Source organism: Marinobacter sp. G11, assembly GCF_021282325.1.
GTDB lineage: Bacteria > Pseudomonadota > Gammaproteobacteria > Pseudomonadales > Oleiphilaceae > Marinobacter > Marinobacter vinifirmus.
Genome location: NZ_JAJSPB010000032.1, coordinates 1 through 13,019, shown reverse-complemented (window position 1 = coordinate 13,019; position 13,019 = coordinate 1). Strand labels below are relative to the sequence as shown.

At 52.0% G+C, this 13,019-nt stretch carries 10 protein-coding genes; 4 read left to right on the top strand and 6 right to left on the bottom strand.

Annotated elements, in window-relative coordinates; translation table 11 throughout:
• Positions 1 to 2: 2 nt before the first annotated feature.
• The 6 genes from LWH94_RS16185 to LWH94_RS16160 all read right to left on the bottom strand — a co-directional run bounded on the left by LWH94_RS16185 (position 3) and on the right by LWH94_RS16160 (position 6,518).
• Positions 3 to 1,220, bottom strand: a complete 1,218-nt coding sequence (locus LWH94_RS16185; protein WP_232902897.1) for a CBASS cGAMP synthase — start codon at positions 1,218 to 1,220, stop codon at positions 3 to 5.
• A complete protein-coding gene (locus tag LWH94_RS16180) occupies positions 1,217 to 2,224 on the bottom strand; it encodes a CBASS cGAMP-activated phospholipase (RefSeq protein ID WP_232902896.1) in 1,008 nt (335 codons plus the stop codon). Before LWH94_RS16180 ends, LWH94_RS16185 begins: the two co-directional genes overlap by 4 nt.
• A 289-nt stretch (positions 2,225 to 2,513) precedes the next feature.
• Positions 2,514 to 3,512, bottom strand: a complete 999-nt coding sequence (locus LWH94_RS16175; protein WP_232902895.1) for a lipid A deacylase LpxR family protein — start codon at positions 3,510 to 3,512, stop codon at positions 2,514 to 2,516.
• Positions 3,513 to 3,659: 147 nt separating this feature from the next.
• Entirely contained in the window at positions 3,660 to 4,484 is an 825-nt protein-coding gene (locus LWH94_RS16170) for a substrate-binding periplasmic protein (protein ID WP_232902894.1), read from the bottom strand.
• A gap of 108 nt (positions 4,485 to 4,592) precedes the next feature.
• Positions 4,593 to 5,660, bottom strand: coding sequence for a GGDEF domain-containing protein (locus LWH94_RS16165; RefSeq protein WP_232902893.1), 1,068 nt, complete (start codon positions 5,658 to 5,660; stop codon positions 4,593 to 4,595).
• A gap of 120 nt (positions 5,661 to 5,780) precedes the next feature.
• Positions 5,781 to 6,518 (bottom strand): hypothetical protein, encoded by a 738-nt coding sequence (locus tag LWH94_RS16160; protein ID WP_232902892.1) that lies wholly within the window; start codon positions 6,516 to 6,518, stop codon positions 5,781 to 5,783.
• A gap of 247 nt (positions 6,519 to 6,765) precedes the next feature.
• Between LWH94_RS16160 and LWH94_RS16155 the strand changes: the two genes are divergently transcribed.
• From LWH94_RS16155 to LWH94_RS16140, 4 genes are all read left to right on the top strand, one after another.
• Positions 6,766 to 7,851: a sensor domain-containing diguanylate cyclase gene (locus LWH94_RS16155; RefSeq protein WP_232902891.1), complete on the top strand. Its 1,086-nt coding sequence runs from the start codon at positions 6,766 to 6,768 to the stop codon at positions 7,849 to 7,851.
• 650 nt (positions 7,852 to 8,501) lie between these two features.
• Positions 8,502 to 9,950 (top strand): alkaline phosphatase PhoX, encoded by a 1,449-nt coding sequence (locus LWH94_RS16150; RefSeq protein ID WP_232902890.1) that lies wholly within the window; start codon positions 8,502 to 8,504, stop codon positions 9,948 to 9,950.
• Positions 9,951 to 9,956: 6 nt separating this feature from the next.
• Positions 9,957 to 10,484 (top strand): DUF3299 domain-containing protein, encoded by a 528-nt coding sequence (locus tag LWH94_RS16145; RefSeq protein WP_232902889.1) that lies wholly within the window; start codon positions 9,957 to 9,959, stop codon positions 10,482 to 10,484.
• Between the two features lie 16 nt (positions 10,485 to 10,500).
• Entirely contained in the window at positions 10,501 to 12,930 is a 2,430-nt protein-coding gene (locus tag LWH94_RS16140; RefSeq protein ID WP_232902888.1) for a PKD domain-containing protein, read from the top strand.
• Positions 12,931 to 13,019 lie beyond the last annotated feature (89 nt).

Genomic DNA, 13,019 nt, shown 5'->3' with positions numbered 1-13,019 from the left:
TACTAACCTGAAGTGCTACGATCAGTAGTGTGCAGCGGGCGCACATCAGGTTTGGTATTTCTAATTGAAGCAACCGTAGACGCCACCGCACTTGTTACAATGATTCTGGTAGGGTCAAAAGGCATTCGCTCGCCGAACAAATTAATGAGAATTGCATTCGCAACCTTTGGATCCTCTCTTTTTGCCTGAGCGTAATTATCGCGCAGTCCCACAAACTGACGACGGTATTCCTCCGCCTCTTTATCACTGATCCTTCTTCTGAGATCTTCTTTTGCGTCCTTGTCCTCAGGCGTTGGGCATGGAACCAGGACCGGGCTATCCAGTACAGACGGAAGTTCGTTTATCACTGCTTCTAGAGCATCACAGTGAGAGAGCCCATTAGTATCGCCTGGAAAGCTCGACAGACTATGTGAAAGGAGGAAAATAGAGCTAGGACCGCCGCCCTTCGGCCATGTTTCATCTCGCCAAGCCTTCAAAAAGCGGTTCACCGGGCGAATCATGCTTCCCATCTGTCGAAAGTGAGATTTCACCCAATCACGAATCGCTAGCGCGTCTGATGGTTGCCAACCTTTTTTCCGATGGGCCATGTGAATGACACTTGGATCTACCGCCTCGATTGCAGATGTGTCAAAGAAAAATTCACTATCTCGAATCATTTCTGGCAGCTGTTCATTTGCTTTCATGACCCTCAGCTGCTCTTCCGTTATCCGGTGAAGCTCGCCCTCAGGAACTGCATACAGCGGTATATCTATGTGCGTTTTTTCGCTTAGCAAAACCCGAATGCAGTTATCCTTTTGGTCTTCCCCTTTCGGAATGGTCCAATTGTTACGCCTATTCTGAACATGCGCCTCCAGTATTCGCGTGACAGCATCAAAATAATACCCTGTGACAGTCTTGGGCTGCTGCCCATTTCCCAGCGCAGAGAATGGCAAGTAGATACCTAAATCAATATCTACTTGTTGTTGGGGAGGGTAAGCAGGAGCATTGAGCGTTCCATAAGCATAAGAGCCTTGGATAGCGAATTTTGGCTTTGGTATTTCATGCTCCAGCCGCTGCCGCTTTACTTCCTCGCGTAGATCGGTAAAGCCAGCAACGATCACGCTGCGAATTTCCTTCGCGGCATCGACCAATGCCTGCTCCTCATGCTCTGGCAAATCCAAATTGCCCAGAAGGGACTCGCTGCTTCGACTGGCCAAAAGGCTATGGAATTGGTTTGTCATTGATCGTCCCCCGCTAGCGGAAAATGATTACGGAAATAATCTGTACCCATGAATTCAGCAAAGTGTTTCTCTGCATGGCTCGTTAAAGTTTTGACTGCGGCACTGCTCGCATCATCAAGACTGATATCACCAGCAGCCTCATCGCTCGCGGTGCCATCGATAAGGTGATACCGGTCCTTTAATAGCAATCTCAGCATATAGTTGGTTAAGTGCTCTTGTTGAGACATCAGAAACGTCATTAGCCGAGGTTGGACTGGGTTTAACCAATAGGATGCGCCCTGATCGGGCTTTGTAGAGCTACTTATACTGGGTTTGCCTGCAAGCGTACCGACAGATAGAACAGAAATTTCATTTTCAGGCACATTCAATCGAGTCTTGGCTTCGAGCCAGCCAAAAAGGCCAGGCGAGTTGCCCATCAAAGCTCCATCCGCGAAAAATGTATTAGTGTCGGAAACCTCGTGAATCGGAAAAAAGACAGGAGCAGCGCTGGTGGCTAGGGCTACGTCAACTACTCTCACATTCGCGTCTTGACTGATTTCTTTATGGTGAGGCGTTTTAAACATTTTGGGGGAGCCAGTACTTAGATTTGCTGCCGTAATCGCGACGTTCGCGTGCTTAAGGTCTCTCATCCGCGTGTCGCCAAATATTTCGACAAGTACCGCCTCCAACCCATCCGCTTTGTGAATAGGTTTTAGGAATGCGCGAGTTCCTCGAAGTACCGTTCTAATGAAACGAAGAATTTTGGATCTTGTATGAGAGAGCGGTGGTTTTACTGGGTTGGGAAAGATTCTGTTTCCATTTTTTACGAAGGTATCTTCGATGTCTTTGAGGGGAATGCCTGACGCAATACCAAGCGCGATAATTCCACCTATGGATGTCCCTGTGATCAGGTCAAAATGCTCTGAGAGAGGCCTGCCTATTCGCTCCTCAAGTCGCCTAAGTACCCTCACAGTGTATAGGCCTCTAAAACCGCCTCCGGATAAAGCCAAGACCTTGCCGCCCACTAAAATTCCCCTTCACCAGTGCAGATCTTCATACTAAACTCACCTCAAATTACTATATATAGACATCAATAATATTTTTCAACCCCATATCTAGTAAATTCTTTGGTGAGGAAGGTGCAGGAATGGAAGTTTGAACTCAAGGGCTCAAAAACACGCGAAAGCGAGAGGAGCTGGTCAACGCAGAAAGCCGAGGCGAAACCGGATTTTCGATGAGCTGAATGTTCGCTCTTGTTTAACAGCGGGAACAAGCGCCACCACATCCCGTAAGCAACGGTCAAAACCGACCTTTCTATATTGCCCAAGAAACTGACAGTGTTCCAAAGCTGAAGTTGTCTTTATGGCGCTCGTCTTCGCTGGTCGAGGCACGCAATGTGACCGCGGCCAGCAGGTGATCCCACTGCCAGGTAGCGCCCAGACCAAGCTGACCAATCAGCGGCCCTTCGTCAAAACGATAAGCCCCGGCATTGTCGTCGATGTAGGAATAGCCTACATACTCCACACCCAGCCCCACATACACGGACCAGCTACTGCCCGAATCCTTGAACGAGCCCGGCAAAGCGATGGTTGAGGAGGTACCAGCGTAGTCCGGCACAAAATTTATAGGAAGGTGTCTGCCAAGCTGCCAGACCAACCCGGTTTTAGCGGAGGTTCGAAAACTCGACAGTAGTCCGGATCCGATCACCGACACACGCTGTTCAATGTTGCCGCCCTGCCCGAGTTGCAGGAGTTTTCGGCCATGCGCAGCCTGTATGCCACCCACCACATCGGTTCCAAGCTGATTCCCCCACCCTTGCGGCTTGTCGCTTCCCGTGGCTTTGTGCACCCATTTCTGAACCGACTCGGCACCGCTTTCGGGCCCAATAACACCAATGTGAGCACCAAAGCCGGTAATCGTATCGGCGTTCCAGCTCCATAGTGTGCCGCTGAGCGACAGGTGGCCGGCATAGGGAATGTCGTCGAACTGCGGATCTTCAACCGTAATATCTTCAGGTGTGACCATGAATTGCCGCAAACTCAGGCTTACCGCCTGCTTTGAATCGGTAGTTCCAATACCTGGCAGAAAGCGCAGCTCATCACGCAGAACCCGGGCAAATCTTGCCGACTTTCCATCATTCTCGTCAGCGGTGTCTGTCAGATACGAAAAGCGTACCCCGTTTGTATAGCCGCGATCGGTTCCGGTAAGCAGGTCGTTATCCCAGGACAGGTTCACGACTTCTGCCTTCAGGATGGTTGGGAAAACACTAATAACGAAAATCAGCAGGAAGGCACATTCGCAGCGACGACTCAAATCCAGTCTCTCCGGTTGAAACTAAAAGTAACGAGCATGGCCTAATGTCGGGTCAGACCTGTTACAACGGCCACTCAATCCAGATGTGCAGACTAAGTCGCTTTCCCCCGCTTTTCTAGTTCCCTCCCATCGACGCCATCAGGTTTCCTAGCACCCGTCAAAGCGTGGCCGAAACAGCTTCAGATCCAACGTATTATCAGAGAGGGCTTCGGTGGCCAGCCATTTCTCGACAATCTCTTGAAACTCCCCACTGGCCCACAAAGCGCGAAGCCCTTCATTCAATCGGTAGCGGAGGATGTTTGATCGAGGATTCTTGTGGCCAAAGAGTACGTGGTAATAGCTGCTTTTAAAGGGCTTGGGGGCAAACGTAAGTTCCTTCGCTTCCTCTGGCGTCATCCACTGACCAATCATCGCCATGCCAACCAGGGGATCCATCGGAAACAAATCAATGCGTCCGGCTAACAGTTTCCGGAAATTGGCCTCGTCCGATGTGGTCACATCCACGCTCACAGTGCCTCGGCCCACAAGGCTCGCGAGCTTTTCGTTGTAGCTATAGTCCTGGGTAGCGCCTACAGACATCCCCTCCAGATCTTCAACCGACGCCCAGTCGAACTGCAATGTATGCCGATGGTAAAACACATATTGATACGGAAGAACTCCGGCTGAATAAAGAAAGTTATGTGACCGTCGTTCCACACACGACCAGGCCGCCGTTCCGTCGAACTGCCCGGCCTTCGCCAACATAAAAGCCCGAGACCAGGGATAGAACGTGAATTCGGTCTTGAGCCCCTGAGTTGCATAGGCCTGAGTGATCAGCTCGGCGAGCAGCCCATTCTCATTGGCAGATTCATCAAAGTACGGTGGCCAGTGCCCAGTGGTAAGCCGAACCGTATCGGAGGCTTGAGCAGGCGGGGTAAGAAAAACTGAAAAGGTGAAAAGTAAGCATGCGACCGCTCCTGGAAAACGTAGCAATCTATTAGGTTCCCTTGTTGATCAATTAGTGTCAAAACGACTAGCTCTCTAAAATAGTGCAGACTTAAACCTGACGCCACATGTTGAGCCGAACCACTCGTGAAGTCTCTACCTCACCCAAACCGCGGTTACCCGATTCCGACCCAGCGCTTTGCTTTGGTACATCGCCCTATCGGCCCGGCTAACGGCTGTGACAGCGTCATCTCCTTCGCGCAGATCCGTCACACCAATACTCACCGTGGCCTCAAAATCCGCGCCATTGGTGCTCGTCCCCCGATAGGTTTCCAGGGCAACCCTCAAGCGTTCAGCCGTTTTAAGGGCATCACTGACGGTGCACTGCGGCATGATCACCAGAAATTCCTCACCACCCCAGCGCGCGACCAAATCCTGGGCTCTGAGCTCCTGGCGGAGAATGTCGGCAAAAGCCTGCAACACCTTATCGCCAGCATCGTGTCCGCGACTGTCATTGAGTTGCTTGAAATGATCAAAGTCCATCAGCATCAAGCTCACTGGCTCGCCGGAACGTTTAAATCGCTCAAGTTCCTGATCAAGCAGGTACTGCATTTGCCGACGATTCAGCAGGCCGGTCAATGAATCGGTGATGGCCACTTTCTGTAACCGCTTCTGGGCCGCGATGACAACGCCCAGGTAAAACACCGACAGGTAACTGAACATGGCGAAAACAACGGTCAGGTTGAACAGGTGCACCAGGTTGAGGGCCATTTCTGGAATAGGCTGTAGGGGGGCTACAAACCACATCACCACACTCAGGGCCACGTAATAGGCCCATAGCACACACAACCCGGGCACTATCCACTTCCGGGGTGCGGAAAGGCAGATCGCCGGGATAAACATCAGCAAGTAATAGTGAAAGCCGCTGCCCCAGCCGATCATCACGATTCCAAGGGCGGCATGCACAACCACTTCTGTCCAGATCAACCAGACCGCCAGTCGGTTACGCCGCTGCTTCAGGGCGTAATAGGCTCCGATGTACATGGCCACGCTAACCACGTTCACCCAGGCCAGGACCGGAGAATCCAGAATCAGGAAAAGAAAGAAGAAGGCGACATCTACCGAACCGGCGATCTGGGCACAGCGCATCGCCAGCTGCCAGAAGGCAGGCCTTCCGATTCGCGCCGGCGCACTTCCATTTTCAAAGGCGGGTGAGTTATCCACGATGCTCCTAGGCCATACATTTTTATCGTAAAAGCAGAATAGTTGCCCTATGCACCCATAGTGGTTCAAACACTGTCGCGGAGGAACGGCTATCACAACTTTTAACATTCACGGTCGGAGTCACCAGGTATCGGCGGTGGATTCGGAGTGGGTTTGTTCAAGAATTTTCCGTTTGACACCAGACTGATCCAACCGCCTTAAAATGCGAGCCAGTGGCTGTATAAGGTCTTTGTGGCGTTCGTGCAGGTAATGGTACAGCGTAAACGTAGTGACCGGTTCAGCATGTTGATGAAACTTGCTCCAGCTGGCGTGCTGCATTGGGGAAAAGCCCTCAATCTCGGAGACCAGGGCCACGCTGACTCTTCCCCGCTCCAGTAATTCATTCACTTGGGCATAACTTGCAGTAGGCACCGGTTCCAAGCCTGAACTCGCGGCTGTCATTTCCTCGACAATCACTCCCCGGCGTATGGCGACTAACTGGGGAGATTCCTGCGCCGATGCCTTCCAGTCAGCAACCGGTTCTCGGGTTACCGCAAAGAGCTGTCCCTCCAGTAGCGGATACGGAACCTTAACCAGGCTTTCACTGTCATTGCCGACAGCCTCAACCCGGAAAAGATCGCCATCCATAACACCTTGCTCAGCCATCAACAGCGCCCGGCGGGAAGGAAAGCTATGAATCACCAACTCAATGTTCAGCTCTTTATAGGCAGCACGAAGCAACCGAATGCCTAACGCCACGCTGGGCACATCCTCGATCACTGCGATGTTGAGCGTTTGTTGCTCCTGACCAGACTTCACGTCGCCACTCGCGCAGGAGGCGTCCGCCACAATCAGGAGCAACAGCAACATTCTGATCATATCTCGATTGCTCAATACTGGACTTGCGCTGAACTAGGTGAACAGCCTTACATTCGTGGCTTTCTGACCGATGTTTCCTGCAGAAATCCCACACCGCATTACCCTCCCGGGTGAACCGGAGAATACTTGTGGAGTATAGGAAAGGATTGCCACCACAAGCACACAATTCGTAACTGGCAAACCCACCCGGTGCGTCGCATACTACAACACACCTCTCCCATGGGACCGCCACTACACAGACCTTTCTATGCCCGAGAACACAATCATCGCGCCTACAGCAGGCGCGCCGGACGCCGAAACATGCCTTCCGGATTCTGAAGAGCGCCGACTGGCCTCACTTGAAAGCTACGGCGTGCTGGACACGGTCGAAGAAGCCGATTTCGACGACATTGTTGAGCTGATTTCCATCATCTGCGAAGCCCCCATCGCCGTGATCAACTTCATTGACCGTGACCGGCAGTGGTTCAAGTCGGTAAAGGGTTTGGGCGTCCGTGAAACACCGCTGGATATCTCCATCTGCGCCCACGCCATTCTTCAGCCCGACTTGTTCATTGTGGAAGACACCCGCGAAGATCCAAGGTTTTCCAACAACCCCCTGGTTACACAGGATCCCTATCTTCGCTTTTATGCCGGAGCCTTGCTGACCGATAAAGACGGGTTACCTCTGGGCACTCTGTGCGTTCTCGATCATAAGCCGCGCGACCTGAATGCGAATCAGCGGTTCGCGCTCCAGACCCTGGCCAATCAAGTCATGACGCAACTTGAGTTTCGTCGCTCCCTGCGAGAGCAACAAGCACTGATCGAAAAACTGGACGCAGTTCGGAAGGACCTGGTTATAACGGCAGCCACCGATTCGCTTACGGGGTTACTTAATCGAGGCTCTTTCGAACAGCTTTTGGAGCGGGAGGCTCTTCGGATTCAACAGGGCGCTCCATCTGCTGTCTTAATGATGATCGATCTGGACTTTTTCAAAGAAATCAATGACCGGTTTGGCCATCACGTTGGAGATCGGGCGCTCACCGGTTTTGCGGATGTCTGCCGCGATGTGTTTCGGCAAAGCGACATCCTGGCGCGCTGGGGAGGCGAGGAATTTGCGGTCTTCATGCCCCGAACCACATTAGACAATGCTCTTCTGGCCGCTGAACGGCTTCGTACAGCCCTTCGGCAGAATGACCTGATCGCCGTCAATTCAGCGCCCGGCGCCATCACCTTCAGTGCAGGGCTTTGCACATTTAGCGGAAAACAAAGTCCGGCAGAGGCCATGCAGCGAGCGGATGAGTTGCTTTATCAGGCCAAGACAGAGGGCCGAGATCGAATTATATGCGAGGAATAGCCATACAGTTGCTAACCATCCAACGCCGGGGAGACAGCATCTATTCATCAAACGGTCGCAGTTTCTTTAACTCGTGCAGACTGCCTGTCTCTTTGCCCTAGTATAGCCGCCTCGCTTGGCTCAAGTTGCAGGCAGCTATTCCCCACATTGCCAACAGAACAGAATTCAGACTCCCACGAGCATGTCCCGATATTGCGTTGCGCAATCAAGACTGGCCGATTCATAAACGGCGCCCTCACCCAGAATATTCACAACGTAATTGATCGGCTGAAGCTCCCCGTGAGCGTCCTGCGTTGCTAATTCAACGATCTCCAGACAGCTCTCGGCGCAAACCCACAAGACTCGGGCCTCGAGCCTACCGAATGTACTCATCATCACGGACACTGAAGGTCTCCCACTACCAACCGGTACCTACCGGCAAGAAAGAACTCCTCCTGAGAGTTACGACCTATCTTGGGTCGAAGCCAGTCCTCCACGTTGCTCAGCAAGCATTCAAACAACAAACGATTACAAAAGCGTGACAGCTACTCTCGAGTCTTTAGCAACCATACAAGTATGAGAGTCAACAGTCCGTAATCGAACTGCCACACAATATAGCTAGCATCTTAACTGACAACTTAAATTGGTCTATACGATAACTGGAGATCGTAATGAATACTGATAGACGACGTTTCTTGCAGCTCTTACTTGTTAGCGGCTCGGCTGCGGCACTGAGTGCGTGCGGAGGAAGTTCGAGCGGAGAGAGCGTCAGCCGTCCCCAGACACCAACTCAGAGAAACCCACAAAAAAAACCAACACAAGAACTTATGCCGCAGCCCACAGAAGAGCTAGCGATGGAGCTTCCTTTGAATGCTGGGCCTCTTATGAACATAGGCCCGCTCGAAGACAGCGGAGTCGATAGCATTCTTATCCCGTCCGACTTCGAAATTCGCCGCGTCGCCATCTCAGGCCTCACTGCGTCAACATCTATCCCCCTGCCTTCAATCGGGGTGATCAATTACCCTTGGCATACCTTCCCGGACGGTGGGGCAGTCTTTGACCTAGATGATGGCGGGTGGATTTACGTAAGCAACAGTGAAACCACATTAACTGGGGGGTGTGGTGCACTCAGGTTTGACCAAGATGGCCAGATTATCGACAGTTACCCCATTTTGAGGAACACTCGTCGAAATTGCGCCGGCGGGCCTACGCCCTGGCAAACATGGCTTTCCTGCGAAGAAGTGAGTGACGGCAGAGTTTACGAGTGCGACCCTTTGGGAACTCCCAGTACGGCACGCGAACTACCTGCTCTGGGCATTTTCAACCACGAAGCGGTAGCCGTCGACCTCAAAACCCAAACGATTTATCTCACCGAAGACGCAGGCGATGGTCGGCTTTATCGATTCCGGTCAAGCGGCATGGCCACATCGATCAATGGAAGACCGGGACTCGATATGCAAAACGGAACATTGGAAGTCCTCGAAATCGAAGGCTTCGAAGCCGGTGCTTATCAAGAAGATTTTACCGACGCACGGACTGTAAAGCGGGTTCACTGGGTTCCAGCACAATCTCCTGATCGCCCTCAGAGTGAGGTCCGTTCAGAAATCCAGAATGCTACAGGCATTGGCGCTCCTGGTACCGCCTTCAAAGGCGGTGAAGGCATCTGGATTCAGGAGCTATCAGAAGACCAACAACCCACTGTGAGTGGAGCGACTAATCCACTTCGTGCGGTCGTGTATTTTGCTTGTAAGGGCGACAACCGAGTGTATGCCCTAGACGTTGACAACGACCTAATCGAAGTGGTTTTTGATAACGAACAACTGATGGCTCCAGACATTCCGTTTGACGACGTCGATAACATCACAATCTCTCCCATGGGTGATGTTATTGTCGCTGAAGATGGTGACGCGATGCGTTTGATGGTGATGAATCCAAGCGGCCCATCAAAGATTCTTCTGCAGGTACCCGGTGGAGGCAGCGAACTAACCGGTCCGGCGTTTACCGGCAATGGCAAGTTTCTCTATTTTAGCTCTCAGCGTGGAGGTGCGGCGGGCCCCGGCCTGTCCGGACTGGGCATAACCTACGAGCTTAGAATTCCAGATAGCTTTCTTGTGGGATAGGACGCCATGAAGATCCAAAGTGTGCTGGCGCTCATCCTTGCGTGCAACTTTTTGTCATTCAATGCGTACGCGCAGCCTAAGGAGATCGGCTGGCAGGATCTGGTGCCTCTGGGTTGGCCAGACCGAGATCCTCTTGATGGGCGAGACATCTCATCGCTAAATGATGACGATCCGGAAGCTGTCCGGCTTTATGCCCTCCTCCGCAACTACCTCGATAACGCGCCGGTTGTGCGGTCGCTGCATGATCAATACGTGACCATTCCCGGCTTCGCCGTTCCACTAAACTTTCATCCCGACTCCCGTGAAATACGCCAGTTTTTGCTGGTGCCATTCTATGGTGCCTGTATTCACGTTCCTCCTCCTGCGAGCAACCAGATCATTCTCGTCGATGCGGGGTATGTTTCCGGTGAAATTCCTCAGCAAAAAGATGTGCCGATTGAGGTAACCGGCCGTTTGATCGTTGAGCACGCTGAGTCAGACCTGGCCGTCTCAAGCTACCGAATCAACGCCACTCGCATTGTTCCTTACCATTAAACATCCGAGGCCCGACATGAAACGTTACGGCACACTAGCCCTTATGATATTCCTGCTGAATGTAGCTGGTTGTGGAGGGTCCTCCTCTGGTGACAAATCGCCCAACCGGCAGCATCAGCCTTCGGAATCTCCCTCTACGCCTGCCTCGCCCCCTAACGAAAGTCAGCCGTCGGTCCGTGTCAGTGCCGGCGCAGACATTGTGATTAACGAAGGTGACGATTTTACACTTGAGGGAGTAAGTGAGATATCTAGAGCAGATGAACAACCTATCGTCAGAGTTCTCTGGACTCAACTCTCCGGCCCATCGGCCAGAATCGTTACTCAACCTGATCAAAATAGGGCGACATTTAAAGCTCCTCAAATCGAAGGTGGCCCTGCGGAACTGCGGTTTCAATTTGAAGCTGAAGCCTTCGATGGCCAACTGTTCACTGACGAGACAACGGTTACAATTCGTGATGTGATCGCCAACGATCTTCCTCAAGTATTTGCAGGAGACGATTTTTTCGTTTTCGGCGGGGAAACATTTGCCCTCAAGGGCGAAGCGAGTGACCCGGACGGGATCGCCTCTGTCCATTGGAGTCTGATCGAACCAAGCAATGAGATAATCTTGATGGATGCCGAGTCCTCGGAGACAACTGTTACCGTTCCCCAGGTCAAAGATGTTCGCCAAGTCACTTTTGCATTTCATGCAACTGACACTCGTGGAGGAGAGTCTGCCGACATTATCAAAGTAACCGTTGAACCTTCTGTCAGCAACACTCCACCGATAATTGAGCAGTTGCGCATTGAACCCGGTGTAGCTACGAGCGGAGAATTCGTTACGCTGAGGGCCACGGCAACTGACCTTGACGACGATAATCTACAATTTCGTTGGGCGCAAAGCCCACAAGATCCTTTCCCTTTAGCCATCAGAGACGCAGGAACACCAAATGCTCAGATCGTGATTCCAGAGCTGACCGATCCCGCCGCCCTAAACTTTACCCTCACAGTGACTGACGGTGCTCTTAACGACAAGCGTTCAGGGGAACTTCAGATTGTCCCCCGTAAAACACCAAAACCCACCCTGATTAGTTGTCTATTCAACCCTTTCCAGCCTGGCTGCCCTCTGCAGCTGGTAGGAGACTTGGTAGGCAATGGCGGAGTTCTTAGGTGTGACGACAACCCATTCTCAATAGAATGCCCTCTAAATGTCATTGCCCGTGTCAGCCCACCTATTGCTGAGTGCCTTGTGGAACCGTCACTAGAGGGATGCGCCCAGACTCTTGGACAACTTGCCGATCCGCTTTTCGTGTTCCGCTCCTTACCAACACCGCAGCTCGCGTCAGAGTGCACACCAGCCTTCGACGATCTGAGCTTCGAACACTATGCTGGCGTAATACACGGGCACACAGGCTACTCGGACGGCGCCATAGGAACCCGCCCAGCTCATGCATTTGAACGCGTTCGACATGAAGGTAACAGCTTCATGGGCATCAGTGATCATTCTGACAATGCCCGCCTTCCACTAACGGTCACCGGTGACTGCTTTTCAGAAGAATTTCTGGATTGCTTGCTAGCCGACACTGAGAACCCAGAGGATAGTTTCCGCAAGTGGCATGCAACTCGAGATCAAGCGTTTGAAACCACTACACCAGCCTTCACCGCATTCCGCGGTTTTGAGTGGACTTCTGACCGATTTGGACACCTGAACGTATTTTTTTCAGATAACATAATCAATGCCAAGACAGGGCCAGGTTACCTGATCTCGATGGGCCTTTTCTGGCAATGGTTTCTATACCCAGAGTTTCTGGGCGGAGGCAGCGACGGACTCGTTGTATTCAATCACCCCGGTCGCGAAGACTTGTTTGAAAATATTCTCTCCACCATACCTGGAGGGCGCGATCCCGCCTTTGCTTTCAACGATTTTGAGCACGTACCTGGAGCCAACATGCGAGTAGTAGGTCTGGAGGTGTTCGGAAAAGGTTCAGAATATGATAGTTCAGGAAAAGGAGGTAGCTGGCTCTCTTACGCGCTGGACAAGGGCTGGTATCTCGGTGCGATCGGCTCCGAAGATCACCACGGTACCAGCTGGGGAGCAGCCTCTCTGCCAAAAACCGTGATGATTGCCCGCTCCAATAGCGAAACAGATCTGAAAGAATCCATGTTAGCCCGCAGATTCTACGCCGTTGCCCAGAATTTTAACGATATACGAATGGACTTTAGAATTGATCGAGCCCCCATGGGTGCCCGGCTAGGAAGACCAGCGGGAGAACTATTAACCGCAGAATTCGAACTTACTCGTGGCTTTGAAGCTTTCTCCGGACTCATCGAAGTCGTAACTCGAGGTAACCGAGTGATACACACACTTGAAGGCTCGGAAGGAACATTAAGCATCCGTGTGTCACGAGACGAACCGTACTACTTTCTAACCCGGATTTCTCATGAGGGGATAAAAGAAAGCGGCTGAAAGTGCTATAGTTTCAGGACCTTACACCGTTCACCAAGCACCAACAGCCGCTATCCAAAATGGTACCTGAAAAACTGACCTTCTCGCCA